Annotated in this window: 23 protein-coding genes and 1 tRNA gene; 11 read left to right on the plus strand and 13 right to left on the minus strand. The window is 49.3% G+C overall.

Going from position 1 to position 26,234, the window contains the following annotated elements:
- The first annotated feature begins 85 nt into the window (after nucleotides 1–85).
- Nucleotides 86–1,096, plus strand: coding sequence for a hypothetical protein (locus BGO59_RS22640; RefSeq protein ID WP_293686998.1), 1,011 nt, complete (start codon nucleotides 86–88; stop codon nucleotides 1,094–1,096).
- 166 nt (nucleotides 1,097–1,262) lie between these two features.
- On the opposite strand, the gene tig is transcribed toward BGO59_RS22640, so the two are convergent.
- Both tig and BGO59_RS22650 read right to left on the minus strand, forming a co-directional pair.
- Nucleotides 1,263–2,624: a trigger factor gene (tig, locus tag BGO59_RS22645; protein WP_293687000.1), complete on the minus strand. Its 1,362-nt coding sequence runs from the start codon at nucleotides 2,622–2,624 to the stop codon at nucleotides 1,263–1,265.
- 102 nt (nucleotides 2,625–2,726) lie between these two features.
- A tRNA-Leu gene (locus tag BGO59_RS22650) sits at nucleotides 2,727–2,808 on the minus strand.
- 242 nt (nucleotides 2,809–3,050) lie between these two features.
- Between BGO59_RS22650 and BGO59_RS22655 the strand changes: the two genes are divergently transcribed.
- From BGO59_RS22655 to BGO59_RS22675, 5 genes are all read left to right on the plus strand, one after another.
- Nucleotides 3,051–5,321: a bifunctional (p)ppGpp synthetase/guanosine-3',5'-bis(diphosphate) 3'-pyrophosphohydrolase gene (locus tag BGO59_RS22655; protein WP_293687002.1), complete on the plus strand. Its 2,271-nt coding sequence runs from the start codon at nucleotides 3,051–3,053 to the stop codon at nucleotides 5,319–5,321.
- A gap of 125 nt (nucleotides 5,322–5,446) precedes the next feature.
- Nucleotides 5,447–5,956 carry a Fur family transcriptional regulator gene (locus BGO59_RS22660; protein WP_080055932.1) on the plus strand — a complete coding sequence of 170 codons (510 nt, stop codon included), beginning with the start codon at nucleotides 5,447–5,449 and terminating at the stop codon, nucleotides 5,954–5,956.
- 81 nt (nucleotides 5,957–6,037) lie between these two features.
- Nucleotides 6,038–6,541, plus strand: a complete 504-nt coding sequence (locus BGO59_RS22665) for a DUF3291 domain-containing protein (RefSeq protein ID WP_293687005.1) — start codon at nucleotides 6,038–6,040, stop codon at nucleotides 6,539–6,541.
- A 30-nt stretch (nucleotides 6,542–6,571) separates the two neighbouring features.
- Entirely contained in the window at nucleotides 6,572–7,858 is a 1,287-nt protein-coding gene (locus tag BGO59_RS22670; protein ID WP_293687006.1) for an adenylosuccinate synthase, read from the plus strand.
- Nucleotides 7,859–7,917: 59 nt separating this feature from the next.
- The gene (locus tag BGO59_RS22675; RefSeq protein ID WP_293687008.1) at nucleotides 7,918–8,640 is read left to right on the plus strand and encodes a hypothetical protein; all 723 of its coding nucleotides are present in this window, start codon (nucleotides 7,918–7,920) and stop codon (nucleotides 8,638–8,640) included.
- Here BGO59_RS22675 and BGO59_RS22680 read toward each other — a convergent pair.
- Both BGO59_RS22680 and BGO59_RS22685 read right to left on the minus strand, forming a co-directional pair.
- On the minus strand, nucleotides 8,637–9,704 hold the full coding sequence (locus tag BGO59_RS22680) for an ankyrin repeat domain-containing protein (RefSeq protein WP_293687010.1): 1,068 nt from the start codon (nucleotides 9,702–9,704) through the stop codon (nucleotides 8,637–8,639). The genes BGO59_RS22675 and BGO59_RS22680 overlap by 4 nt on opposite strands.
- A gap of 54 nt (nucleotides 9,705–9,758) precedes the next feature.
- A complete protein-coding gene (locus BGO59_RS22685) occupies nucleotides 9,759–10,193 on the minus strand; it encodes a DUF3592 domain-containing protein (protein ID WP_293687012.1) in 435 nt (144 codons plus the stop codon).
- A 277-nt stretch (nucleotides 10,194–10,470) separates the two neighbouring features.
- On the opposite strand from BGO59_RS22685, the gene BGO59_RS22690 reads away from it, so the two are divergent.
- Nucleotides 10,471–11,547: a hypothetical protein gene (locus tag BGO59_RS22690; protein WP_293687014.1), complete on the plus strand. Its 1,077-nt coding sequence runs from the start codon at nucleotides 10,471–10,473 to the stop codon at nucleotides 11,545–11,547.
- A 148-nt stretch (nucleotides 11,548–11,695) separates the two neighbouring features.
- Nucleotides 11,696–13,072 carry a hypothetical protein gene (locus BGO59_RS22695; RefSeq protein ID WP_293687545.1) on the plus strand — a complete coding sequence of 459 codons (1,377 nt, stop codon included), beginning with the start codon at nucleotides 11,696–11,698 and terminating at the stop codon, nucleotides 13,070–13,072.
- A 159-nt stretch (nucleotides 13,073–13,231) separates the two neighbouring features.
- On the opposite strand, the gene BGO59_RS22700 is transcribed toward BGO59_RS22695, so the two are convergent.
- Genes BGO59_RS22700 through BGO59_RS22715 form a run of 4 tightly spaced genes read right to left on the minus strand, consistent with a single transcriptional unit; the run spans nucleotide 13,232 to nucleotide 17,423 of the window.
- Nucleotides 13,232–14,545, minus strand: coding sequence for a TolC family protein (locus BGO59_RS22700; RefSeq protein ID WP_293687016.1), 1,314 nt, complete (start codon nucleotides 14,543–14,545; stop codon nucleotides 13,232–13,234).
- Between the two features lie 22 nt (nucleotides 14,546–14,567).
- Entirely contained in the window at nucleotides 14,568–15,692 is a 1,125-nt protein-coding gene (locus BGO59_RS22705) for an ABC transporter permease (RefSeq protein WP_293687018.1), read from the minus strand.
- A 28-nt stretch (nucleotides 15,693–15,720) separates the two neighbouring features.
- Nucleotides 15,721–16,728 carry an HlyD family efflux transporter periplasmic adaptor subunit gene (locus tag BGO59_RS22710; RefSeq protein ID WP_293687020.1) on the minus strand — a complete coding sequence of 336 codons (1,008 nt, stop codon included), beginning with the start codon at nucleotides 16,726–16,728 and terminating at the stop codon, nucleotides 15,721–15,723.
- 11 nt (nucleotides 16,729–16,739) lie between these two features.
- Nucleotides 16,740–17,423 carry an ABC transporter ATP-binding protein gene (locus BGO59_RS22715; protein ID WP_293687022.1) on the minus strand — a complete coding sequence of 228 codons (684 nt, stop codon included), beginning with the start codon at nucleotides 17,421–17,423 and terminating at the stop codon, nucleotides 16,740–16,742.
- Nucleotides 17,424–17,651: 228 nt separating this feature from the next.
- Here BGO59_RS22715 and BGO59_RS22720 point away from each other — a divergent pair, with 228 nt between their 5' ends.
- On the plus strand, nucleotides 17,652–18,362 hold the full coding sequence (locus tag BGO59_RS22720) for a MarR family winged helix-turn-helix transcriptional regulator (RefSeq protein WP_293687024.1): 711 nt from the start codon (nucleotides 17,652–17,654) through the stop codon (nucleotides 18,360–18,362).
- Here BGO59_RS22720 and chrA read toward each other — a convergent pair.
- The 5 genes from chrA to BGO59_RS22745 form a co-directional block, all read right to left on the minus strand.
- Nucleotides 18,359–19,564, minus strand: coding sequence for a chromate efflux transporter (gene chrA / locus BGO59_RS22725; protein WP_293687026.1), 1,206 nt, complete (start codon nucleotides 19,562–19,564; stop codon nucleotides 18,359–18,361). The two genes, BGO59_RS22720 and chrA, sit on opposite strands and share 4 nt — an antisense overlap.
- A 131-nt stretch (nucleotides 19,565–19,695) precedes the next feature.
- A complete protein-coding gene (locus BGO59_RS22730; protein WP_293687027.1) occupies nucleotides 19,696–20,655 on the minus strand; it encodes a 2-oxoglutarate and iron-dependent oxygenase domain-containing protein in 960 nt (319 codons plus the stop codon).
- A gap of 168 nt (nucleotides 20,656–20,823) precedes the next feature.
- Entirely contained in the window at nucleotides 20,824–21,516 is a 693-nt protein-coding gene (locus BGO59_RS22735) for a superoxide dismutase (RefSeq protein ID WP_293687029.1), read from the minus strand.
- A 162-nt stretch (nucleotides 21,517–21,678) separates the two neighbouring features.
- On the minus strand, nucleotides 21,679–22,290 hold the full coding sequence (recR, locus tag BGO59_RS22740; protein ID WP_080059895.1) for a recombination mediator RecR: 612 nt from the start codon (nucleotides 22,288–22,290) through the stop codon (nucleotides 21,679–21,681).
- A gap of 91 nt (nucleotides 22,291–22,381) precedes the next feature.
- Nucleotides 22,382–22,672, minus strand: a complete 291-nt coding sequence (locus BGO59_RS22745; protein ID WP_020600733.1) for an ATP-dependent Clp protease adaptor ClpS — start codon at nucleotides 22,670–22,672, stop codon at nucleotides 22,382–22,384.
- 166 nt (nucleotides 22,673–22,838) lie between these two features.
- Here BGO59_RS22745 and BGO59_RS22750 point away from each other — a divergent pair, with 166 nt between their 5' ends.
- Both BGO59_RS22750 and BGO59_RS22755 read left to right on the plus strand, forming a co-directional pair.
- Nucleotides 22,839–24,302: a sodium:solute symporter gene (locus BGO59_RS22750; RefSeq protein WP_293687032.1), complete on the plus strand. Its 1,464-nt coding sequence runs from the start codon at nucleotides 22,839–22,841 to the stop codon at nucleotides 24,300–24,302.
- A gap of 23 nt (nucleotides 24,303–24,325) precedes the next feature.
- Complete coding sequence (locus tag BGO59_RS22755) at nucleotides 24,326–26,218, plus strand: TlpA disulfide reductase family protein (RefSeq protein WP_293687034.1); 1,893 nt, start codon at nucleotides 24,326–24,328, stop codon at nucleotides 26,216–26,218.
- Nucleotides 26,219–26,234: the final 16 nt, after the last annotated feature.

A 26,234-nucleotide genomic window follows, 5' to 3' on the forward strand; every position in this document is an offset into this window, starting at 1 on the left:
CTCCAATCCCAGAAACAGGGTTATTACTGATAAAGCCAGGGGTTGCCCACCTAATTAAAAAACATTATCAAACTCATTTCACAGTATGCGTTTCTCCTTGGCCGCTCTCTCTCTGCTGGCTCTTTATTCGCTTTCCAACTGCACGTCTTCTTCAAAAGAAGAGTCCTCACACACCGGAAAACTCACGGCCGAAGCGTCTGCCAAACCCGTTGCCGATTCATCGAAAACCCCATCGCCTGAACCTGTTGCCACAACTGGCAAGGCTAACACGGGCGATCCAACGCTCGACTCGCTGACCTACGCACCGACGGGAGCCATTCTGCCGGGCAAACGTATCTTCGCTTACTACGGCAACCCACATTCCAAGAAAATGGGTATACTGGGTAAGTACGAAAAGGAAGAAATGCTTCAGCGGCTGGACAAGGAAATTGCCAACTGGCAAAAAGCCGATCCGGCTACACCCATCCAACCGGCTCTGCACCTGGTGGCCATCTCAGCGCAGGGCGCTCCGGGTAAAGATGGCGGCTACCGGCTTCGGATGTCGGATAAAACCATCAAGAAAGTCATTAAATGGGGGAATGAGCACAAAGCCATCGTCTTCCTCGATATTCAGCGTGGCCACGCACCGCTGGGTGGTGAAATGGAATACCTTACAAAATACCTCAAACTACCCTTCGTCCACCTCGGTATCGATCCTGAGTTTTCGATGGTAACGGGCCACAAACCCGGCACTAAAATTGGTAGCTACGATGCCGCCGATGTGAACCAGGCCGTTCAGTTTCTGAGCAAGATTGTGAAAGAAAATAATCTGCCTCCCAAAGTACTGGTTGTTCACCGATTTACGCAGGGGATGATCAAGAACTACAAAAACATCAAGCTGGACCCCAATGTCCAGATCGTGATGGACATGGACGGCTGGGGACCTCCCGTACTGAAAAAAGACTCTTACCACGACTATATCCAGAAAGAGCCAGTTCAATACACAGGGTTCAAACTATTCTATGATAACGATTTCCGCAAGCCCGGCTCGCGTATCATGACCCCCGAAGAAGTGCTGGCCCTGACGCCAAAACCCATGTACATCCAGTATCAATAAGATTGATTCTTTCTGACTATAATTGGGCGGCTTAGTCATTGACTGAGCCGCCCTTATTGTTTATATCCGTTTCAACTATCTTTCCTGAATCTCTTTCCAATCTTGTTCTAAAGAAAAAGCGGCTCAGTCAATGACTGAGCCGCCCACAAGATATGGTTGAGACCAACTAGCGATTTTCAACCAACGCTTTAAATTCATCAACCGTGACTTCCTGAGTCGCCAGGGTCAGTTGTGTTTTTGCGTAGTCGATCACTTTATCGTCGTACACCCGGTTGAAGGTGCTAGTGTAGTTCTGACCGTTATTTTTCTCATCCATCAGGTAGTTGCGGGCAATGCGATCGATGGTCTGATTCATCTCGGCATCTTCTGAGCTGGCAAAGCCAAACTGTTCGCGCACCATCTGCCGAGTCGCTTCCATCACTTCCTCGAAATCAACTTTGATGTCGGCTTTTTCAGCAATTTTATTTTTGATGAGTTGCAGCTTCACCGATTTGGTGAAATCGTCATACTGTTCATCAATTTGCTCGGGAGTAAACTTTCCTTCATTCACTTCCATCAGCCAGTTTTTCAGGAACTCATCAGGCAGCAAAATAGGTGTGCTATCAAGCAGGGTTTTCTCGATATCCAGACGCAGCAACTGAGCCGTCTCACGGGCATAATTGCTCTGGATGATTTCAGCCACTTTAGCCCGGAACTGTTCTTCGTCTGATACAGCACCAGCACCCAGCACCTTATCGAAAAGCTCCTGATTCAGTTCAGCAGGCTCATGACGGGTAATATCGTCGATAGCGAAGGTAAACTCGCCGGTCAGGTTAGCAACTTCCTCTACTTTAGCCCCTGTAGCATTGGCTCGGGCTTTCTCATCCGGGAACGCCTGCTCCAGCACAAACGTAATTACATCTCCTTTTTTCTTACCGATAAATTGCCCTTTAGCATCATCGGCCATTTTAGCCATCGGGAAAGCAGTTTTCGCCGAGAAACCCGTAGCGCCTTCTGGAGCCGATACCTGATTTAACTCACCATAAATCGTGTCACCATCAGCTACTTCCTCGCCATGCGAATGGGTATGGAAACGCTGCTGCAACTCAGCAATGGTTGAATTGATTTCGGCATCACCAGCCTGAATTTCATACTGCGTTACGCTTGGCAAATCGTTGAAATCAATATCAAACTCCGAAGCCAGCCCCAGTGTGTAGCTAAATGCAAAATCCGTTTGATTATCCCAGTCAATGGCATCAGCTTCTTCCCGATTTGGAACCGGGTCGCCAACTACCTGTAACTTATTATCGCGGATGTACTGGCTAACGGTTTTGCTCAGCATTGAATTGATTTCATCGACCAGAATGCTTTTCCCATACATCTTTTGTACGAGTGAAGCGGGTACGTGTCCAGGACGAAATCCTTTAAGCTGAACTTTCCGACCGTAGTCTTTCAGTTTCTTATCAACTTCGGGTTTATAATCAGCAGGGGTCAGCGTAATCTTGAGTGAAGCGTTGGTGTCGCTGGCTTTTTCGAGCGTAATATCCACGGGTATGTCGGTTTAAAAGTAAAGAGCGAAAGAGTGAAAAAGCGAAAGAGTGAATTGTTTAGACAAACGCTCTTTCGCTCTTTCACTCTTTCGCTTTTATAGTACGGGCGGAGGGACTCGAACCCCCATGCCTTGCGGCACCAGATCCTAAGTCTGGCACGTCTACCAATTTCGCCACGCCCGCTGGTAGATAACACAGCCTGTAAAGTAATTAATGAACTAGACTGGTACAGCCATTATTCATTAGGCATTTCACATTATGTGTTGTTTTTGGGACTGCAAAGGTAGTAAAAAAAATCAATAGACCAAATCAATTCGCAGAAGGTTTTATTTTTAGTTAATACTGGCTCATTTTTCGACGAATATTTTGTTATCTTGGTAGTACGAGTACAACCCGATAGGCCATTACCTACAACAAAGCCATTTATGACTAATGCAATCGAGCATCGACCCAGCACAGAGCCTGTAATTGATCTGGAGCTGGAACGCCAGGAAATCCTGAAGCGTTACCGTCGATTGTTGCGTGCCGCAAAACCCATGCTCAAAGGCGACGACGCCAAGCTGATCAAAAAAGCCTTTAATACGTCGGCCGAAGCCCATAAAAACATGCGTCGGCGCTCAGGTGAGCCCTATATCTATCATCCGTTAGCAGTAGCGCAGATTGCGGTTGAAGAAATTGGGCTGGGTACCACCAGTATTGTAGCCGCGCTCCTTCACGATGTTGTTGAAGATACGGATACAACCATTGCCGACATCGACCGGGCGTTTGGCCCGAAAGTGGCCCGCATCATCGACGGGCTGACCAAGATTTCGGGATATTTTGAGTATGGCACGTCGCAGCAGGCCGAAAATTTCCGGAAAATGCTGCTGACGTTATCCGACGATGTTCGGGTTATTCTGATCAAACTGGCCGACCGACTGCACAATATGCGAACGCTGGACTCGATGCCCCGCGACAAGCAGTTAAAAATTGCATCGGAAACGATTTACATCTACGCTCCCCTCGCCCACCGCCTGGGTTTGTATACGATCAAATCGGAGCTGGAAGATCTGTACCTCAAACACGTGGAGCCAGATGCCTATAAAGATATTGCCCGGAAATTACGTGAAACCCGGCTGGCCCGCGATCGATTTATTGGCCGTTTTATCGAACCCATCGAGAAAGATCTGGCCGAAACAGGCCTTAAATACGTAGTTAAAGGTCGGCCCAAGTCCATTTATTCGATCTGGAACAAGCTGAACAAGTCGAAAAAACCGTTCGAGGAGATTTATGATCTGTTTGCCGTTCGGATTATTCTGAAAGTACCTCCCGACGAAGAAAAAGCAGCCTGCTGGCGGGCCTATTCAATCGTTACCGATCACTATAAACCCAACCCCGATCGGCTGAAAGACTGGATCAGTACCCCACGTGCCAATGGCTACGAATCGCTGCATACGACGGTTATGAGCAAGCAGGGACAGTGGGTGGAGGTCCAGATCAGGACGGAGCGCATGAACGAAATTGCCGAGAAAGGCTATGCTGCTCACTGGAAATACAAAGGCAACGACACGCAAACCGGCGCAGGTATTGAAGCCTGGATTAGTCAGGTGCGCGATATGATCGAGTCGGCAGGTAGCGACGGCAAAAAAGCCGCAATCGAATTCGTCGATGATTTCAGAAGCAATCTGTACAGCGAAGAAGTCTTTGTGTTTACGCCCAAAGGTGAGCTACAGGTACTGCAACGCGGAGCTACGGCTCTCGACTTTGCTTTCAGTATTCACACCCAGATTGGGGCGCGCTGCATGGCGGCCAAAGTCAATAATACGCTCGTTCCACTGAGTTATGTCCTCCAAAATGGTGATCAGGTCGAAGTGATTACCTCAAACCGACAGAAGCCGAATGAAGACTGGCTGCGGTTTGTGGTTACCTCAAAGGCCAAGACCAAAATCAAGGATTTAATTAAAGAGGATAATAAACGGTATGTGACGGATGGCCGGGAAATGGTCAGCAAGAAGCTTCGTCTGTTAAAACTGGAAATGACCAACGAGGTCATTAATCAGTTACGGGCCTACTTCGGCTCGAAAACAACTGATGATTTCTTCTATCGGGTTGGCAAAGGACATATCGATGTTGCTGAACTCAAGAAATTCAAGGCCGATAAAGAAGCCAAAGAAAATCGGGCCAATAAACTAAATACCGATGCCCTGCCCGATGCCAAAGCATTCGTTAAGGAACTGAAGAAAATCCATGGCGAACGGGCAGATGCCGACATGCTGCTCATTGGCGAAGACATGGACCGCATCGATTACACGCTGGCTAAATGCTGCAATCCGATTTCGGGCGACGATGTGTTCGGCTTTGTGACCATCAATGAAGGCATTAAAATTCACCGGGTCACCTGCCCCAACGCCGTCGAACTGATGTCGAATCACGGTAATCGGATCATCAAGGCGAAGTGGACTAGCCAGAAAGAACTGGCTTTTCTGGCTGGGCTGCGCATTACCGGAACCGACCGGGTGGGGCTTATCAACGATGTAACCCGTGTGATTAGTAACGAGTTACACATCAACATGCGCTCAGTAGCCATCGACTCCAAAGACGGCATTTTTGAAGGGAATATCAAACTCTATGTTCATGATACTGAACATCTTGAAACCCTTATGCGCAAACTAGAGCGGGTTCCGGGCGTGTTCGAGGTCATTCGCTTCGACTCATAATATCGGTTTATGGTATCCATCGTATGGTTTACGGAGACTAACGCGTCAACATTTCTTGCGTCAGCCTCCGTAAACCGTAAACCATAAACCTCTACCTTTGCACCTTAAACTAATCGGAACCGGATATGCCTGCGCCGAATCAATCTAATTTAGACGCGGCTCAGTCGATTTTTAGGGCTTACCTCGAACGGAAAGGCCTGCGAAAGACCCCTGAGCGCTTTGCCATACTCGAAGAGATTTACAACCGGCAAGACCACTTCGACGTGGATGAGTTGTACATCTCGATGAAGAACAAAAAATACCGGGTGAGCCGGGCTACTGTCTATAATACCCTTGACGTACTAGTTGACTGCGACCTGGTCACCAAACATCAGTTTGGCCGTAACCTGGCCCAATACGAAAAATCGTATGGATATCGCCAGCATGACCATCTCATTTGCACCGACTGCCATAAGGTCATGGAGTTCTGCGACCCCCGCGTTCAGAACATCCAGAATATGGTTGGCGACATGCTCAAATTCAATGTCATGCACCACTCGTTGATTTTCTATGGTTCATGTACCCGCGACTTTTGCGAAAACCGCCAGGAGTCCGAAAAAGACCAGCAGGGTATTCAAGTTCCTGTGGAAGAATAATGGAATGAATCACGCATAATGCACCCTATAAAATGGCTATTGAGGTAAATCGTAGTACACTCGTAGTACACTCCATTTTACATGGTTTTCCGCCTATTGTTGAATTCACCGATGCCGCTAGCTCAACTGAATATTTCGCGGATGCTTGCACCCGATATTACGCATCCTATTATGGCTGATTTTGTGGCGCAACTTGAAACCATTAACCAACTGGCCGAACAAAGTGAAGGTTTTCTATGGCGGCTCAAAGGTGATGGGAATAATGCCACTGATTTACGTCCGTTCGACGATGAACGTATCATTGTGAATATGTCTGTTTGGGAGTCGGTAGAAGCGCTACAGAATTTTGTCTTTAGAAGTCGCCATACCGATGTCATGAAAGACCGCCGGAAATGGTTTGAAAAGCCAGATCAGGCCACGACTGTACTGTGGTGGGTTCCTGTGGGCCATATCCCAACCATTCAGGAAGCCAGAGCGCGTCTGGAACACCTAAATGCAAATGGTCCTGGCCCACATGCCTTTACGTTTCGCACCATTCAGCCTGAGTCAACTGCACTCGGTATCATCAATCCAGAATTAGTGTAACCATAGCTGCTACAGCAGCCCATTATCAGAATGATCGATGTTTTATTAGGCCTCCAGTGGGGCGACGAAGGAAAGGGCAAAATCGTAGACGTATTAGCCCCAAAATATCAGGTGGTAGCCCGGTTTCAGGGCGGTCCAAACGCTGGGCACACGCTTGAATTTAACGGTCTGAAGCACGTACTGCACCAGATTCCGTCGGGTATCTTTCGCGACGATATTCTCAATATCATTGGCAACGGCGTTGTTCTTGACCCGATTGTGTTCAAAAAAGAAATCGATGGGCTGGCAAAGTATAACCTGGCCTTAACCCAGAATCTGCAGATTTCCCGGAAAGCCTCTATCATTCTGCCTACCCACCGCCTGCTGGATGCTGCCTATGAGCAGGCCAAAGGCGAATCGAAAATTGGATCGACCCTGCGCGGTATTGGTCCTACCTATCAGGACAAAGTGGCCCGTCAGGGTTTACGGGTTGGCGATATTCAATCCCCTAATTTCCGGGCGAAATACGACAAGCTGGTAACGCTTCATAAGGTTATCCTCGATCAGAACCAGTTTGACTATGCCTCCATACTGCCCCAGGCCGAAGAAGAATTTTTCGGTGCTGTGGAGTTTATGCAGCAGTTTAAGCTGACTGATAGTGAATATACGGTCAACGAAGCATTGGTAGAAGGCAAAAAAGTACTGGCCGAAGGTGCCCAGGGTTCACTGCTTGACATTGACTTCGGTTCATATCCGTTCGTTACCTCGTCCAATACCATGACTGCCGGAGCCTGCACAGGGCTTGGGGTTGCGCCCCGACAGATCGGCGAAGTGTACGGCATATTTAAGGCCTACTGCACGCGAGTCGGTAGTGGGCCTTTCCCAACCGAACTTTCGGACGAAACCGGCGAACAAATCCGTCAGGAAGGTCGCGAGTTTGGTGCCACAACGGGCCGTCCCCGTCGGTGTGGCTGGCTCGATCTGCCTGCGCTCAAATATGCGATCATGATCAATGGCGTTACGCAGTTGGTGATGATGAAAGTGGACGTACTGAATATTTTTGACGAGATCAAGGTTTGTACGCACTACGAATTGCCCGATGGTACTGTTACGGAGCAACTGCCTTACGATCTGTGCGACACCGCCGTTACGCCAATCTATAAAACGTTTAAAGGCTGGCAGGCCGATCTGACCAACATTCGTTCGTTTAGCGACGTACCTGAAGCCCTGGCCGATTACGTTTATTTCCTGGAAGACACCCTGGGTTTACCCATCAACTTTATCTCAACCAGTCCTGACCGGGAAGCGATTATCCACCGTCAGGCTGTAATTGCCTAAGGTGTTTTTACCTATATGATCCCGGCAAGGTGCTTTTCAGTATTCCTTGCCGGGATCACATGTATCCTCTCTCTGCCCGTTCCATGTCAGTAACCGATTTTTACCGAACCTTCTACCAAACTGACCAGTTGTACCGTCTGGCAGATGAGTCGTGGGAGCCCTCAAAACCAGTTGCGGTAGATGTTGCTGATCCAGTAGCTATGGTTGCATCGGAAATTGATTTACTGGCCGAACTGGACATGCTATCGGCAAATGGTCAACCCACTGCGCAGGTAATCACGCCAGAGCCAGAGCCGTCAATAATCTCCGTCCAATTTCCGGCAGAGTCAGCCGCAGAAGCGCCGGAGGTTTTGCCCGACCTGGCACCGCGCCCTAAAGTACCACAGGTAGTTCCACCCTTGCAGCAAAAACCCCGGTTGCCGTTGTTAAATCATAAAGTGCTGCTCCTGGCCGATGAAGAGCTGGACCCCAGCAACTTATTATTCCTGGAAAAAATCCTGAAAGCTGTCAACCTGAATATCGACGGGGTTGACCTGCTGAATCTGCATGGGGTAAAAGACATGGATTTTGCGGAATTGCTTCGGGGTAAGTACATCAATCACTTTATTACCTTTGGCGTACCCTTCGAGCGCATCAATCTCGACATCATGATGGACCGCTATTCGCCGGTTCGCTTCGAGGGAATTACTTTTCTGATGGCCGATTCGTTACCAACCATTGAAGCCGATCAGAACTTAAAGAAACGACTCTGGACGGCTCTTCAGCGCGTATTCCTGCGCTAGTGACTCTGCTGTTTCAATTTCTTCAAAACAGCTTTTACCTGATCGAACTCGGCCGGACGGAGGCTATCGGCCCCTTTGTAATGGTCTTCAAAAAAATCAATGTAGGTCTGAATGGTAGTTCCATCGGGCGATGTATAGTGCACATCGGCGCCCCGCTGAATCAGCAACAGGCACGCATCCCAATACCCAAAAGCCGACGCAAAGAGCAAGGGAGTATACTTTTTCGTATTCTGGTCATAGGTGCCCACTAGCATACAATCGGCCCCACGGTCGAGCAGGAGCCGAACTTTATCAATCGAATCAGGCCCACCGGAACGAATGGCTTCATAGAGAATTGGGACGCCATTGCTGCCCACTGCATTCGGATCGGCACCGTGATCGAGGAAAAATTGGAGCATATTGGGCGTAGCATTCCAGACCGAAGCGGCATGGGTCGATACACGAGCCGAGTTCGTACTGTTAATGGTGGCTCCAGCCGCCAACATAAGTTCCATGATCTGCTTTGTCTTTTCCCAGTCTCTGGTATACTGGCTATAGTGCGTTGCGATGTAGTCGAGAGCGGTTTGCTCGCCCTGGATATCCAGATTATTGATTTGCGGGCAAGGTTCCTGCAATAGGGTTGCTACCTTATCAACATTTTGGTCAAAACAGGCAGCCAGCAACTTTTTAAGTGTCGGATCTGAAAAATATGCTGATCCATCATAATTAGATTGTGAATAGGTGATAGCCTTGACAACATCTTTCAGACTGGAACCGAGGTTGCTTACCAGCAGGACAGCAAACGGCAACATAATCAACGAAAAAGCTGCATATTTACTCCATACGTGAGGAATCAGATTAAGGACCAGCAATACGCCTAGAACAATACCTGCCAGTATCAGGGCAGCCTCACCCATTCCTCGCCCAGCCGCATCGCCCCCTCTGGTCGGGAATAGTAACGAGATGATCACTAAAAGAGCCAGAATTCCAATAACAATCCAATTGATAACGGTGATGTATTTCAGCATAGCTGTGTATTTCGTCTCAGTGGATTTTATGGTTTGTTTTGCCTCTGTGACTTCCATAGTTCTTCGTAGTTGATGGCGAATTGATAAATACCTGATGAAACCTGCCATCGATTAGCCAGCTACCAGCCATTCCCAAATAGCCCCAACCGATTCCCCGATTGTCCAGACAGATAGTAGGAGAAATACAGACCCTATACCTGCCATAACATACACCAGCAGGTAATCGCCATCTAGCTGAACCCGCTCCGGTTTTGCCGGATCGTAATAGAGCGTCACCTCCTGGCCAATAGCATAAGCCGGAGGGTTACGCCCTTCTGAACTATGAAATACCAACTCACGGCCATCCTGTATACGATAGCGAACAGAAGGGGCTACAGGGTATTCGCGCGGTTTTATCCGGTGCATACTAATCACAACTCCTTTGGTCATGACACCTTTTTTGACCAACTGCTGATGGTCGTAATAGAGGTAACCGGCAATGCCAACCAGCAAAACACCGATTAAGAAAAAGAGGAGAATCAATAGATCGGCCATAGAGAGTTTCATCAGTACGGAACGTGGCGGACAAATGATCAGTATCCGGTCTACGAAACTGGCAGAAAACGCCGACGATCGCCAGAAGCAGTCAACAACTGGTAGATTTGAGCTAACAGTTTGCAGAAATCCCTTCACTGAATACAGGACTCAGAATACGGTTTCTGACGAAATTCTTCTCCGTCTGTCCAGAATGATTTGCATTCATACCGTACTATTTCCGTATTTACAGCCGTTTTTCGTTTAACAACCTGATCCGGCCAGCCTGCTCAATGGCCCGGCTTCGATAATGACGCTTTTTCAACGATTTCAGTCTTTTTTTTCTCGTACTACCCCTGTTCCGGCGACGCTCACACCCGCTTCGCTGGTTCATACGCCATCGGTAAGCCCAGGTCCTAAAGAAACCATCAACGCGTTGGCTGCTTACTCGATTCCGGCCGTCCCGGTTCCAGCCGAACCCCTCCCCCACTGGTTGGCGGATGAAGAAAGTCTACGCGATGAAGGGGTATTGTTTGGCCTCTCCGACGCCCGGCCCGATAGCAAACTCGCGCAGATTCGGGCTTATTTTGCGCAGTTAACTGCTCCGTTCGAAGAGGCAATTGGTCAGTATACCGAAAAAATCAGTGAGCTTAATCTCTTCATCGAACAACGCGAAAACCGTCTGACAGCCCTCCGTGATCAGCTCGACACGCTGCGTGACAAACAGCCTGGTACGAACAACTTATTTCGAAACAGTATTAGTCTGGTGCTTTCCCTTGCGCTGTGCGTCGGAAATTATTTCCTGATTGATGAAACGCTACAGCCTGCCTTCGCCAACCGCTGGATCGCCGTGGGTGTCTTTCTGGCAGGTATGTTCAATCTGGCCGGGCGTACATCGTTTTTCTACGAAACCAATACCCGGCTAACGGTCCGTCGTCTTTTGGAAGAAGTAGGTCTGCCCCTGGCCACCTCTGTTTTCATCTTCATTCAGGCGCTTCAATCGCAACCGGTGATCAAATCTATTGGCTTATTCATCTTTGTTTTCTTCCTGTTTTTGCTGGCTGGTAAACTACTACTGAACACTTTATCGGCCATTCAGACTGATCTTCTTACGATTCAGCAAAATCGGCAGCTACTTGTTCAGAAGGCGCAAAACATAGCCATTTGGGAGGCCGATATAGAACGGCTTACACAGGAGATTGATGCCTTTCGGATGCAGAAGTGGCCTATTGTTACAGCCCTGAATCAGGCCGAAACAAATCTGACCCGATTGAACACTCAGCGCGATGGCTTTGTTCATTTATTTATAAGTGAATTCGAACTGGCCCGTAGCCTTCGCGATCGACTTACCGAACAACAGCGAAAAGGCATTATAAACTATGAATGATAGATATTTACTTACCAGATAAAGCACTGACTTACAAGCAACTGACCCGATCAAATCAGTTATTCAGCAGCATGTAAGTTCCGTATCTGCTTACTGGTTTTGTTTTAGTAAGATAGCGAAACGCATAACTTATCATTCATACTTGATGATGGAGCCAACGAACAATCCTGACTTTCAACACGGGTACACGAGCGGTGTTGAAGGAGTGAATCGGGAAACCTACGAAGGATATTTATCGAGCCAGATTAATACCGATTGGTTAACGGAGCGTATTCAGGAGAAACGTTCTGAACTGGCAACGACCGAACAACGCCTGACCGAAACGACCGAGGCCAACCGGACGGCTTTTGCCGACCTGCAAAATCATACCTTGCAGGTTGATCGGCTGGACAAACAGGTGAAGCAACGCGAAGCCGATCGGCAGGCGCTGGAGGCTGACCGCGAAGCCTTACGCGAACGTCGGACCAAAGCCGCTCCCGACTACTCGTTACTGGCCGGCATTCTGTTTCTGATTGCGGGTATCTCATTTCTGGCTGGTGATTTAATCATCTCGCACGAAATTGTAGCCTATGCCCTCAACATCCGCAATACCAACGAAGCCTGGGCCTTTGCCGTTGGCCTGGCGATGGTGTCGATCCTGTTAAAACCAGCTTACGACCGCCTGATTGAAAAACCATATCAGGAAAATCCGGAAGCCAACGAGCGCAAATACAGCCGCTTCAAGATGACTCTGGCCGTTTTCGCGGTCCTGACGCTGGCTGTGCTGGGCTGGTTCCGATACGAAGCCTATCGAACTGACCAGCTCAAAGCGGCCATTAACAAATCGATTCGACAGTTGCAGGTTAACCCCGACCCGACGGCAGCCACGCAGGCGCTCAGCCCATCGGCTATGCATCAGATCGAAAAACAACTCAACGAATCGAGTGAGCTAAATCTGGCACTGGTCAACAGTCCGTGGGCGCTGTTGTCGTTCGTTCTGAGTGGTATTCTATTTGCCATTGCAGGTGCCGTCTGTTTAGGGATTGCCCTGCCCGTATTGTCGGCGTTCTGGTTCCGATGGCTCCAGGCCGACATCAAACTCTGGAAGCTGCGACGGCGTATCAAGCGAATTACAACTGAGTTAGCTCCTCTTGAAGCGCAGTTGGCCGAACAACGAACCCAGCAGAATGTCCTTCAGCATAACCTGGATCTACTCCCGTCGCTTACTGAGCTGAAGGAACAACGCCAGACGCTGAATGCCGAACTGGCCGAGCTTTTGGCGGAACTTAAACTGGCGCAAACCGACAGTCGAATCAGTAATTTCAATGATGGGTATGGCCAGGGAGAAGCTACCCGCACGGGGCTGACTGAAGAGGAACAACGGCAATTGCGCAAAGACAAGCTGACCGTTCAGAACGGTAGCCGTAAACGCACCGAAGAACTCCGTACCAATGGGAACCCACCAACAAATGGGACAAACGGTAAAGCCAATGGTATGCGACCGTATCAAACCATCCGCAAATTTCTCTCGGACGAAAATCTGTAGTACTCTTTCAGCACGTCCATGCTGACAGATTAGCGACACTTTCTTTTCTATGCTCCAAGGCGAGCCTGATCAACCCCTAAATTCTCGGAAGGGGGACTTTGTCTACTAGGGAGCAAAGTACCCCTTCTGAGAATTTAGGGGTTGATCAGGCCTCTGTTTTTATAAACTTCCCTGCGCTTTCCGTACCTGAATTTGCCCGAGTAGTACATCATAAACAGCCCGCAGGTAATTATTTTCGGCCTGTTGCAGGCTGTATTCACTATTCCGAAAATCAGCCAGCACTAGCGTACCAGCCTCAAACCGTACGCGATCAACAGCCAGGATAGCCTGCGCCTGCGTTATATTCTTCTGGGTTTCGGACAGGTTCTCACGGGCCTGATCGAGTGTGTTACGGGCCGAGCGTAACTCGTAATCAAAATCGTTTTGCAGTTGCTGCATGGTGTTCTGATTGATCTGCGCCCGACGTACATAATCCTGACGATTGATCCGGGCTTGCCGCCCATTATAGATTGGCATCGATACCTTAACACCTACGTAGTTGTATGGAAACCAGGTACCGCTCTGAAATGGGTTGAACACATCGGCAAATTGCTGGGCCGCATAGGCACCGTAGCCCGTTACGAGCGGAGCCAGGCGCGCCTGTTCTCGACGCTGATTCAGGACATTAATCTGCCGGTCAGCCTCTTCCTGCTGTAATTCCGGGCGTGTTTTAGCGGCCAGTTCCTGCGCGCTAAACTGCTCAAATAAAGCCCTTAACGAGTCGACAGGTTCCACCGCCTGTGGCGACTGGATTCGGTAGCGTAGATTTTCCAGACTAAGCGCGTAATCCCGCTGATCGTTTCGAAACGTCATTTCGGCATTGCTCAGGTCAAGCGTAAATCGATCGAAATCCGTTTGCAGAAGCGTGCCCGCCTGAAAACGGGTTTGAGCCTGTTCCAGATAACTTCGCGCCCTCAATCGCGCCAGGTCCGACAACCGTTGCTTTTCACGGTTAAATACGGCCTGGTAGTACGCTTCGGTCACCTGCTGACGAATATCAATCCCCTGTTTGTCGAGTGTTACCCGTTGTTTATCGACGGTCAACTGGTTAATGTGCCGATCAATACGGCTCTGGGCGTCATAGATTTTCTGCTCGGCCTGCGCCGTCAACGCATTGCTGAATGGCGTTCCGAACCGTAACACCACATCCTGATTGTTGGCAAACGGTGCATTTTTGATAATGTTTCGCTGAATCTGGGTGTTCCAGCGAAGGTCGGCCCCCAGATTAATCTGTGGCTGCCAGGCTGCCCGTCGTCGGGCTTCATCGCTTTCGGCCAGTTCCACCTGAAGTTTTTGACTGGCGATTTCCAGCCGATTCGTCTGAGCAAGTTCAAGCGCTTCGGTCAGACTGATGGGTTTCGATGTACTACCTGCCGGCTGTGCTCTGACAAGCTGGCCTAAAAAAATCCCGGCAAGAACAAATGCGTATTTCATACGGAGATAGGAAACAGGTTGCTTACCCTCTAAATACAGTGGCTGGCTCCAGGGAGTTGATTCGTCGGATCGCAAAAACACACCCGCCCAACGAAATGATGAGCGTTATGGCAAACAAGGCGTATTCGAACCAGGTGGGGAAATAAAACAAGGTACCCGACTTCGCAATACCCAACCGAAATCCTTCAACCAGTAGCCGTCCGATCGTGAAGCCAACGATAGCGAATAAAAATGCCTGGGTAAGGATCAGGCGGGTAACATAGCCATTTGTGGCCCCAATGGCTTTCAACGTACCATAGTCTTTGATCCGGTCGATAGCTGCCGAATACAACGTCAGGCCAATGATGACCAACCCGGAAATGATCGCAAACCCAATCAGGCTACCAAACGAAGCAGCAATGCCATTCGTTGACAACACCGTTTTAACTGTCGTTTGCGAAAGCTCATCGGCATTCCAGGCTCTTACACCATTGATACTCTGGTTGATTTGCTGAATCACAGCTGATTCGGCCACGCCCTTTTTTGGCTTAACCAGATAAAAGCTAACCTGAGTGGTCGGTACATTGCCCAGATACCGGGCGCGTTCGATGGTTGTGAAGCCCAATAATCCCCCACCAAACGACCGGGCACCACGGGTTAGCCCAGCGTTGTAGACCTTCTTCCCATTGACCTCAAAATAATCGCCGGGTTTCAGATTTCCCTGGGCTTTTGAATCGTAGTAATCCGTAATCAACGCCCCATCGGGTATCATGTCTTTATTTTTGGCCGTATACAACCGCCAGGGGCCTCCCACAAAGGCTGGTGCTTCGGAACCAATCAGCGACAATCCACCTGTGGTACCATTGGCAAATTTGGCCCCTACAGCAGCCACCACAACCGGATAAGCGCGTTCGACGCCCGGCAACGAACTAATTTCATACCCTTTCCGAACATCGAGCGGACTTAATTGATTGGCGTTCGTGGTGGTTTCGTCCGTTACCCAGATGTACCCCTTGTTATTATCGACAATACTCCGCATGGCATCGGTTAGGAAAATAAAGACCCCCGCCTGTTGCCCAATCAGAAATACCGAAATGATAATACCAGCCAAAGCCCCAAACGACTTGGCCACATCGTATCGAATAAACCGAAGCGCTATACTAAACATATCCAGATGCGTTTTGACGGTTTCGAGCCTAGTTATGGACTTGCTTCGCGACGGTGGGTGGGGTGGGCTGCGATCCCACCTGAATCAGGCATTCAACCCGCGCCCCAATGATCACTTTCGTCGGATCGTCTAACTGAACCCGAACTTCCCGAACCCGTCGATCTTCAAGGTTAGCGGTATTGTCAGAAAACAGGGACTTTTTTCGCAGATAGGGAGATGCCAGAATAACTGTTCCCGTTGTCAGTCGTTCGCTACTGCCCTGCGGGCGAACGTAGGCTTTCTGGCCGACTTTTACCCGTAATGCGAACAACTCATCGATTTCGGTAACGGCAACCAAGGGGCCTTCGGGGGCAAAATCGCCAATCGACTGGTTGCTGTTCAGATACTGCCCTACTTTGGCCTCCAGGCTAAGAATCGTTCCGCTTTCGGGCGCTTTCACCGTTTTCAGCCCCGCTACGGTCGATGCGTACTGTATGTCAGACCGTAGCTGCTTGATTTGTCCCTCAGCCTGCTTTACCTGCGCTTCCGATGCCCGAATTTGCTGTTGCAGGTTTGTGACCTGATACTGCGAATCGTCCAGTTCCTTACGCGTCAGTGCCTTGCCCGAAAACAGCATCTGATTGCGTTTTAAATCATCCTCGGCTTTCTGCAACTGTACCCGAAGCGTTTGCACATTCTGACGGGCAGTTTCGATGGCATCCTGCTGGGTCTGAATCTTTACGCTGGCCTGCCGCAACTGTGCCGTTTCAACGGCATTATCCATCGTTAGGATCACATCGCCTTTCCGAACGACCTGCCCAATATCGACGCTGATGGATTTGACCAAACCACCCGATTCGGGAGATAGCTGACTGATGCGCTTAGCGGGTTCGATTACAGCAATACCTAAAACCTCATCGACCCGATTTGGTGTACGTACCGTTCGTACCGTGTCTTTCCCATCGGTAGCGTCGGACTTCTTTCCGCCACAGGCACTGAACACATAAGCAGCTACTAGTAAGCCGAATACATTTGTTACGTAATGCGTTGCCTTCATAAGATTTGTCATTAATCGTTAAATCCGGAAACTTCTTTAACAGCCCCATTATCAACTTCTACAATTCGATGCGCGTAGGGTTTCAGCCTTGGATCGTGGGTGACGACAGCCACTGATTTCCCATTGTCGGCCAGGGTTCGTAACTCCTGCATGACTACGTTGATTGAATCCTTATCCAGCGATGCGGTCGGTTCGTCGCAGAGAACTAGTTTAGGATTAGTAACCAGCGCCCTGGCAATAGCGATGCGCTGTTGCTGCCCCCCTGATAACTGGTTCGGTAAGTTTTTACGTCGGTCGATCATCCCTACCGTTTGCAGTGCCTTTTCGGTACGGTCCCGAGCTTCGCTACTGCTCACCCCCTGCAATTGCAGAGGCATCATCACATTGGCTTCGGCCGTTAGTGGAGCCAGCAGATTGAAGTTCTGAAAGACGAACCCGATGGAATTTAGCCGCAGTTGGGCCAGGGCTTTTTGATTCAGTTTATTCACATGCTGACCATCGACCCACAGATCGCCGTAGCTGGGGTAAATTACACATCCCAGGAGCGACAGGAGCGTCGTCTTCCCTGAACCGGAAGGGCCAATAATCAGCAATAGCTCCCCTTCCTGCAACTGCAAGGTTGTCGGCTGGAGCGCCACAATGGTCTGATCGCCCGCCCGGTATTCTTTACCTACCTGTTTTAATTCGGCTATCATGGATCTGCAACTATTTTATCAACTAACCATATACTGACCTGAATGAATATGAATCGCAGGCGGCTGCCTTCATATTGGCATATAAATGTACGAAACCATACTTTATAGCTTATTCTCCAGCAATATTATTACGAATTTATAGTTAATACAAGATTTGTAAGAAAATTTTATGTATTTTCGTAGTGATAACTAATAAAAGCTATAGTGATTAATACGATTCTGTAGTTTATGGAAAAAGGAGAAAAGGCCTTGATTGATCTGGTAAATGCATGGGCTGCTTACAGTGAGGTAACACCCAATGCCGATTTAGGAGGATTCTGCCTGCACTATTTAACGGAACATGCCCACCAGCCCATGGTGAATGAGCAACAGCCGGTTATGGCAATCAATGACATGGCCTACCAGCCACAAGCCAATATGGGCAATCCACCGTTTATCGAAATAAGGCCTGAATCCCGTCTGGCAGCTCTGGTAGGACGCTTATCGAAATACTGCTATTTCTACTCAAAGAAAGCCATGCACCCGCTCCAGTTTAAAGGAATCGACGATCCTGTGTATCTGCTCGTACTGATGAAAATGGGCACTCCCAAAAAAAGCGAGCTCATCTACGAAATGATGTCAGAATTTGCCTCTGGTATCGACATTGTTAACCGTCTGGTAAGTATGGGGTTGATTGAGGAATTCCCAGATGAGGAAGACCGGCGCTCCAAACGGCTACGAATTACCCTTAAAGGGATTGAGGCACTTTACGAATGCTTTCCCGTTATGAATAAAGTGGCCGACGTGGCCTTTAGCTCACTTACCGAGGGCGAAAAAGCGCTACTGGTTCAGCTTCTGGACAAACTGGACCGATACCACGCAGAACATTACCGGCAAAGCAAGAATGCGGAGTTCGATGCGGTGTACGAGCAGATGGTTGGTGGTGAATCGATAGGTTAGTTGAGCATTATGCCTAGTAATAAACCACCCAGAATTAATAGGTAGGGCGGAGTTTTGGTATACAGCAAAAGAGCAATAGTCAGAATAACCACAACTACCGATGGCCAATGTGGAGCCATCGGTTCAAAGAGGGCAATGGCTGCAGCAGCCGTAAGTCCAGTACTGGCCGCATTGATACCCGCAAGCGACGCCCGCACTACCCGATAGCGCTTGAGCTGTTCCCAGAATCGGTACACAAAGAAGATTAAAAACGTACCGGGCAGAAAGATTCCCACCGTCGACACCAGACTCCCCCAAAGCTGCCCATGCCAGCCAGTTCCCCGCATCGACAAAGCCCCGATGTAGGAAGCAAAGGAAAAGACCGGCCCTGGCATGGCCTGTACCAACCCCAGACCTGACAGGAATTCCTCGTGCGTGAGGTAATGTTTAAACGCCACAAACTCATTATAGAGCATTGGGGTGAGCACCTGTCCTCCACCGAACACGATGCTGCCGTTCCGGTAGAAGTTTTCAAATAAACGCACAGGTAGTGAACGGGTGAATGCTCCCAGCAGGGCAGCGGTGACGAAAACGCCCATCCAGAGAAAAAAATTAGCCCACTGCACACGCAGGGGCTCTTTTTTCATTCGTTGCTGTTTTTCGTAGGTCAGGGCTGTAGTCAGGCCACCGACGGCAATTACAATAGGGGTCATGAAGGGTGAATGAAACACGTATCCCACCACTGTAGCCGTAATGGCAAGTGCCAGACTGACTTTATCATGGATCACCTTCTGCCCGATGCGATACCCGGCTACAACCATGAAGCCAACGGCCATTGGCTGGATAAATCGGGTAAAGTGCAGCGAAAGCTGGTGTCGTTCGAGGTAATAGATGCCAATACCAGCCGCTGTCATAGCACTGGCAGCGGGTAATATCCAAATCAGAAGCGTCAGATAGGCCAGGTTTGGCCCCCCGATTTTAAATCCTAAGGCTGTAATCGTCTGAGTCGATGTAGGACCAGGCAAAACCTGCCCAAGCGCATTCAGTTCCAGCAATTCCTCCTCCGTCAAGTACCTCCGTTTTTTCACTAGCCGATCAAAAAACATGGCCAGATGTACCTGAGGCCCTCCAAATGTGGTGCACGCCAGAATCAACACATCTTTCAGAAAGATGATGTACCGAATCCGGCGAACAGGCTGATGAGTGGTCAGGTAAGGGAGCATTATAGAGGAAGGTATTGACGGTCATTCGTAACCATTCAATAGGCATCGGCAGTCATGCATCGTAACTTTTATTGGTAAACGGCACTTAACAATGAATGACTATCGAACAACCGTCAATACCGATTGACAGACTATTTTTTCTTAAGCCCCAGTTCCATCAGGCGCTCGTCCAGAAACTCACCCGCTGTCATGTCGACATATAACTTGGGATGCTGAGCGTCAATACAACTTTCCAGACTGGTTAGGTCCATATCGGCGCGGGGGTGCATGAAGAACGGAATCGAATACCGCGACTGGTTCATCTTTTCGCGGGGGGGGTTCACCACCTGATGAATCGTTGACTTCAGCTTATGATTGGTCAGTCGATCGAGCATGTCGCCCACATTGACCACCACCTGATCAGGCAGAGCGGTAATGCCAATCCATTTTCCATCGCGACGAAGCACTTCCAGCCCATCGGCCGAAGCCCCCATCAGCAACGTAATCAGGTTAATATCGCCATGCGCTGCTGCCCGAACAGCACCTTCCGGTGTGGTTTCGGGGTCGAGTGGGAAATAATGCAGTGCACGCAGAATGCTGTCTCCATTCCGAACTTTATCGTCGAAATAATTTTCGGGCAGTTCCAGATACAGAGCAATCGCCCCTAGGAGTTGCTTTCCGGCATTTTCCAGCGTCCGGTAGGCTTCCAGCGTTGCTTCGCCAAATTCGGTGTCTTCATCCGGGAAAACGTTGGCAGGCATGTCACCTTCCGGTTCTGGCTGACCCACGTGGTAAAACTCTTTCAAATCGGCTACTTTGAATCCTTTGGCCGTTTCTTTGCCTTTACCCACATAACCACGCTGGCCGTTCAGTTCAGGATGTTCGTATTTTTGTTTAACGCTATCGGGCAGCGAAAAGAATTTCTGAGTTGAATCGTACAGGCGCTTGACCAGCTCATCGCTCAGGCCGTGATTCCGGATGGCCACGAAGCCGATCTGATTAAAGGCCCGGCCTAAATCCTGCACAAAGCTGGCTTTACGCTCGGGATCGCCTGCGGTGAAATCCGCCAGATCTAATGACGGAATTTCATTGTATAATTCTTCGGATAACATAGACTAAATCAATTTCTACAAAAATACGAAAGTTTAGAGGCTAGTTATAAAGATATAGAGTCATAAAGTTATAAAGTTAGCTGACGAACCCACATGAGTTTTGTCAGTCAACCTTATACCCTTATGACTCGTGTACCTATAACGGCGTACCGTTTTATAGCTGGCTATTTATGCGAAATTCTTCGCTACTTTATTCCAGTCGACCACATTCCAGAATGCCGTAACATAGTCGGGCCGACGGTTCTGGTATTTCAGGTAATAGGCATGCTCCCATACATCGAGGCCCAGCACAGGGGTTCCTTTCTTCTCGGCCAGAGCCATTAGCGGATTGTCCTGATTAGGTGTTGAGACAATTTCGACTTCGTTGCCATTTTTGATCAACCACACCCAGCCCGACCCAAACCGAGCCGTTGCTGCTTTACCCCATTCGGTTTTGAAATTATCGAACGAGGTGTACTTTTTGTTAATCGCTTCGGCCAATGCACCAGTCGGAGCACCACCAGCTTTAGGCCCCATGATATTCCAGAAGAACGTATGATTCCAGTGACCGCCCGCATTGTTTCGAACGGCAGCCGGTGTACTTGCATTGACGCTTTTCACGAGTGCTTCAATACTCATTTTTGCCATGTCGGTTCCGGCAACAGCTTTGTTGAGGTTATCCACATAGGCTTTATGGTGTTTGCCATGGTGAATTTCCATCGTCATTTTATCGATATGCGGTTCAAGGGCATCGGTCGGATAAGGCAGCGCGGGTAAGGTAAACGGGCCTTCTGCCTGCGCAGGCGACAATCCAAAGGAGCGAAAAGCGATCAGCCCGGCCGAAGCACCAAAAGCCAGTTTCAAAAACTCGGAGCGATTCATGCGAATGATTGGTTTTGGAGAAACAAAAAGCGTTTGATGAACAAACCCGTTTACGGGATAGATGTTCATCAAACGCAAATAAACGACATTTTTGCCTCTCCGGCTATGTTCGTATCGTTATGTTTCAGCCCAGAAACCCAATATTGATTACGAATCAGCTTGTTATTCGTATGCAATCCGGCTCAGGATACTTCGGCCCAGTGTTACCTCATCAGCATATTCAAGGTCACCGCCAATCGGAACGCCACGGGCAATGGTCGAGATTTTCAGATTGAACGGCTTGAGCTTTTTCTGAAGATAAAAGGCCGTGGTATCGCCTTCCATCGTCGGGCTGATGGCCAGAATAATTTCCCGTACCTGCTCGCCTTCGGCACCACGTAGCCGCTCCATCAACGACTCGATCTGCAAATCGCTGGGGCCAATGCCTTCTACGGGCGAAATGATGCCACCAAGCACATGATACAAGCCTTTATACTGCGCTGTATTTTCGATGGCCAGTACATCACGGGTATCTTCCACGACGCAAATCAATGACTGATCACGTTTGTGGCTGGCACAGATGGTACACAGGTCGTTATCGGACAGGTTATGGCATCGCTGACAATATTTGACGTTGGTCCGCATCGCTGTCAGGCTTTGGGCCAGCGCTTCGGTTTGGTCTTCGTCTCGTTTCAGCAAATGGAGCACAAGCCGAAGGGCGGTTTTCTTCCCGATTCCCGGCAGCTTCGACACTTCATTCACCGCGTCTTCGATAAGTTTGGATGGATACTCCAATTTCGTAAAATTAAAGAGTGAAAGAGCGAAAGAGCGAAAGAGTGGCTGGCGCTTCAAGTTTCGCTCTTTCACTCTTTCACTCTTTCGCTCTTTAATTGAGAACTTCCGCAGAGATACCCCGGCGGCAGATTTCGTTCCGCATCGGGACCAGTTCATCCCAGGAACCATTTTTGACAGTACACTTGCCTTTGTAGTGAATCAGTAAGGTGCACTGCTCAGCTTGTTCGGGCGTATGCTTGCAAACATCAATTAGTGTTTCGATGACATGATCGAAAGTGTTTACATCATCATTAAAAACGACGAGGTTATGCACGTCGGTTTCAATCACTTCGTCGAGTACATCGACATCCGTCGACCAGTCGTTTTCTTCAAAAGGTTGCATGGGAGCGAAAAGCGTATTTACTTAGCAAATTTACAAAAAAACGACCACTTTTGAAAGCCGTTCCTGTATACTAAAAAACCGGAATTGGGGCCGAAAAGTTGCCAGCATCAGTCTGCTTATCGTATAATTTACACCGCTTTTGCGGACCGTTTCGTAATTTTCCTTCATGAACACAACGCTTGCTTTAGTTATCCTGATTGTCTATTTCGGCGTACTTATTGCCGTTTCATTTTATACCGCCCGTGGAGCCGATACCACTACGTTTTTTACGGCCAACCGGCAGTCGCCCTGGTGGCTGGTGGCCTTCGGCATGATTGGCACGTCGCTGTCGGGGGTTACGTTTATTTCGGTGCCGGGTGCGGTAGGCAAGATTGGGTTTTCGTATTTCCAGGTTGTGCTGGGCTATATCGTCGGCTATTTCGTCATTGGCTCCGTACTGATGCCACTATACTACCGACTGAATCTGATTTCCATCTACGGCTATCTTGAAAAACGCTTTGGGTTCTGGTCCTATAAAACGGGGGCCGGGTTCTTTTTGCTCTCCCGAACAGTGGGGTCAGCCGTGCGGCTGTATGTAGCGGCTGGCGTTCTGCAACTGGCCTTATTCAACTCGCTGGGCATTCCGTTTGGCGTTTCGGTCCTGATTACCATCGCGCTTATCTGGATTTATACGTTCAAGGGAGGGGTAAAAACGATCATCGTCACCGACACCCTACAAACTCTGTTTCTGGTCACCGCCGTTATCCTCACAATTATCCTCATTTCTCGGGAATTGGGGCTATCCTTTAGCGGGCTGGTACAAACGGTCAACGACAGTTCAATGTCCAAGATCTTTTTCTGGGACGGCAACGACTCCAAAAATTTCTTCAAGCAGTTCATCTCCGGCGCATTTATCGCCATCGTCATGACGGGGCTGGATCAGGATCTGATGCAGAAGAACCTGACCTGCAAAAACATTGGCGAAGCCCAGAAAAATATGTTCTGGTTTACGGTTACACTGGTATTTGTCAACTTTATGTTTCTTTCGCTGGGTGTATTGCTTTATGTATTTGCCCAACGCGAAGGCATCCCCATTCCCGAGCGTACCGACGATCTGTACCCGCTGCTTGCCCTGAACCACCTTGGCCTTGTGGTTGCCATCACCTTTTTATTGGGTATTACAGCTGCCACCTACGCCAGTGCCGACTCAGCCCTAACGGCTCTGACGACCTCGTTCTGTGTGGATTTCATGAACGTTGAGAAACGTCCCGAAGCCGAACGGTCGCGGATCAAACACATTGTACACATTGGCTTCTCACTGCTCTTTTATGTAGTCATTATTGTGTTCCGGCAACTGAACAGTAAAGAAGTGATCACGGCCGTATTCGATATTGCTGGCTACACCTATGGGCCTTTGCTAGGCTTGTATGCATTCGGCATTTTCAGCAAACGTCCGGTAATCGATGGGTTTGTGCCCTTCATTTGCCTTGCTTCGCCTGTATTGACCTACATTATCAATGAAAATTCAGCAGCCTGGTTTGGCGGGTATCAGTTTGGCTTCGAGCGTCTGCTACTGAATGGATTAATCACCTTTTTAGGGCTTCTGGCCGTTTCCAAGCCTGTTCGCGAAGAGAAGCCCGTAGCTGTGTAAACAGGCCCTTTTACCTTTACGTTATGAAATTAATTGCCAGTCTATTCGCCCTTTGCCTGATTTGTTGCCTATCTGCCAGCGCTCAGTTATGTTTCTCTCCTGAACGACCTCAGATTGGGCAGATCGTGTCGTTTACCTATACACCTTCAGCAACGCTGGCTCAGGATAGCACGCTGGAAGGCCGCTTCGTACGCTATGGTGCCCCTACTATGATGCGCATCAGCCAGCCAACCACCGTTACGCTGGTACGTCAGGGGAGTAATTATGTGGGCGAACTGTACATTCCCAAAAAAGACGTAGCAGGAACCATGCTCTACTTTCGGAATAGCAAACAGCCGAACCGCACCGACCTCAGCAATGGGCAGTTTTATGTCGTTCTGGTTTGCGACAGCACAGGGCGTATCGTCCCACATGCTACGGGTGGGCAGGCTTCAGTATTTTCGCGGAGCCACTTCCTGAACGAAACCGGAATACGTGCCGATCCTAACTGGGTAGTGACCTTGTATGAGCACGAACTGGCGATGAATCCCGACCTCCGCCCTTTATACTGGTCCGACCATCTGGCAGCACTAATCAAGCAGCGAAAGCCCGGTTATGGTCCGAAAGTTAAGGCCGCCATTGAAGCCTATCTGGCCTCCCGGCCTACGCCTACCGTAGCTGAACTGGCAGATGCCTCCCGGCTGTACGAAAGTATGGGCGATTTCCAGAAGGTAGCCGCTTTGCGCGAACGGCAGAAAACCACCGATCCGGCCGGTTTACTGATGCAGAAAGACCGAGCCATTGCGATTCGAAACGAAGCCGACTGGAGCCGCAAAAAAGCTGCCTATGAAGCTTTCCTGAAGGATTACCCAACGTCGGCTCACCTGCCCGATCTGGCGGCTGTAATGCTGAACAGCTACTTCAAAAATAACGACATCAAAGGGCTGATTGCCTTTGCAGAAAAGCAACCAGCGGCCCAAACGGATGTCATGGTTCTGAACACCATTGCGAATCAACTGGCCGAAGAGCGACGGTCATTACCCGAAGCAGAACTGTTGATTAAACATGGGCTGGCTGTACTCAATAGTCAGACGAAACCTCGTAATGCCGCCAGTGCATGGGAAGCGGATAAACAAACCCGATTTCGGCAGTTGACGAATACCTATGCCCGCACCCTCGACCAACAGAAGAAAGATACGGAAGCGTTTGCCCTGTATCAGTCAGTCGTTAATCCCGACGATGTAGAGAACAGCGACCCTCGCACAACGGAACGATACTTCCTTTGTGCCCTCCGGACCAATCATGCCGCTGAAGCGCTGCCGATGGTAGAAGCCGCTATTCAGGCTGGCAAAGCAACACCCAGTCTGAAAAACATCCTGCGCGACTGGTACGCCAAGCAACCCGGTAATGACCCAGGCAAAGCCAAAGCCTATCTGGCTAATCTGGAATCCGACATTAAGGCAGACCAACGGGATGAGTTGCTCCAAAAACTAATCAACGAACCGGCGCCTGCCTTTACAATGACCGACTTGCAGGGCCGCACAATTTCGTCGTCAGCGTTCAAGGGCAAGGTGGTTGTGCTCGATTTCTGGGCTACCTGGTGTGGTCCTTGTATCGCTTCATTTCCAGCTATGCAACAGGCTAAAAACCAGTTCCAGGACGATCCAAGTGTCCGCTTTCTGTTCGTCAATACCCGCGAAGGTGGCCCTTTATCGCGGGTTCATGCCTTTATGGAAAAACACCCGTACGACTTTACCGTCCCTATTGATGGGCAACAAAAAGTATCGAAAGCCTATAAGGTGCTGGGTATACCGACCAAGGTGGTGATTGGACCCAATGGGCGGGTTCGCTACCGAACCATTGGCTACTCCGGCGACCCCGAAGCTACCGTCAACGAACTGGCGCTGGTTGTCGAACTACTTAAGGAAGGAAAGTAACAGTCTACACAACCTC

This window comes from Spirosoma sp. 48-14 (assembly GCF_001898575.1).
Lineage (GTDB): Bacteria > Bacteroidota > Bacteroidia > Cytophagales > Spirosomataceae > Spirosoma.

Coding starts and splice junctions, on each gene's coding strand:
- BGO59_RS22640 (WP_293686998.1), top strand. CDS start 86: ATGCGTTTCTCCTTGGCCGCTCTCTCTCTGCTGGCTCTTTATTCGCTT.
- BGO59_RS22655 (WP_293687002.1), top strand. CDS start 3,051: ATGACTAATGCAATCGAGCATCGACCCAGCACAGAGCCTGTAATTGAT.
- BGO59_RS22660 (WP_080055932.1), top strand. CDS start 5,447: ATGCCTGCGCCGAATCAATCTAATTTAGACGCGGCTCAGTCGATTTTT.
- BGO59_RS22665 (WP_293687005.1), top strand. CDS start 6,038: ATGGTTTTCCGCCTATTGTTGAATTCACCGATGCCGCTAGCTCAACTG.
- BGO59_RS22670 (WP_293687006.1), top strand. CDS start 6,572: ATGATCGATGTTTTATTAGGCCTCCAGTGGGGCGACGAAGGAAAGGGC.
- BGO59_RS22675 (WP_293687008.1), top strand. CDS start 7,918: ATGTATCCTCTCTCTGCCCGTTCCATGTCAGTAACCGATTTTTACCGA.
- BGO59_RS22680 (WP_293687010.1), bottom strand. CDS start 9,704: ATGGAAGTCACAGAGGCAAAACAAACCATAAAATCCACTGAGACGAAA.
- BGO59_RS22685 (WP_293687012.1), bottom strand. CDS start 10,193: ATGAAACTCTCTATGGCCGATCTATTGATTCTCCTCTTTTTCTTAATC.
- BGO59_RS22690 (WP_293687014.1), top strand. CDS start 10,471: ATGACGCTTTTTCAACGATTTCAGTCTTTTTTTTCTCGTACTACCCCT.
- BGO59_RS22695 (WP_293687545.1), top strand. CDS start 11,696: ATGGAGCCAACGAACAATCCTGACTTTCAACACGGGTACACGAGCGGT.
- BGO59_RS22700 (WP_293687016.1), bottom strand. CDS start 14,545: ATGAAATACGCATTTGTTCTTGCCGGGATTTTTTTAGGCCAGCTTGTC.
- BGO59_RS22705 (WP_293687018.1), bottom strand. CDS start 15,692: ATGTTTAGTATAGCGCTTCGGTTTATTCGATACGATGTGGCCAAGTCG.
- BGO59_RS22710 (WP_293687020.1), bottom strand. CDS start 16,728: ATGAAGGCAACGCATTACGTAACAAATGTATTCGGCTTACTAGTAGCT.
- BGO59_RS22715 (WP_293687022.1), bottom strand. CDS start 17,423: ATGATAGCCGAATTAAAACAGGTAGGTAAAGAATACCGGGCGGGCGAT.
- BGO59_RS22720 (WP_293687024.1), top strand. CDS start 17,652: ATGGAAAAAGGAGAAAAGGCCTTGATTGATCTGGTAAATGCATGGGCT.
- chrA (WP_293687026.1), bottom strand. CDS start 19,564: ATGCTCCCTTACCTGACCACTCATCAGCCTGTTCGCCGGATTCGGTAC.
- BGO59_RS22730 (WP_293687027.1), bottom strand. CDS start 20,655: ATGTTATCCGAAGAATTATACAATGAAATTCCGTCATTAGATCTGGCG.
- BGO59_RS22735 (WP_293687029.1), bottom strand. CDS start 21,516: ATGAATCGCTCCGAGTTTTTGAAACTGGCTTTTGGTGCTTCGGCCGGG.
- BGO59_RS22745 (WP_020600733.1), bottom strand. CDS start 22,672: ATGCAACCTTTTGAAGAAAACGACTGGTCGACGGATGTCGATGTACTC.
- BGO59_RS22750 (WP_293687032.1), top strand. CDS start 22,839: ATGAACACAACGCTTGCTTTAGTTATCCTGATTGTCTATTTCGGCGTA.
- BGO59_RS22755 (WP_293687034.1), top strand. CDS start 24,326: ATGAAATTAATTGCCAGTCTATTCGCCCTTTGCCTGATTTGTTGCCTA.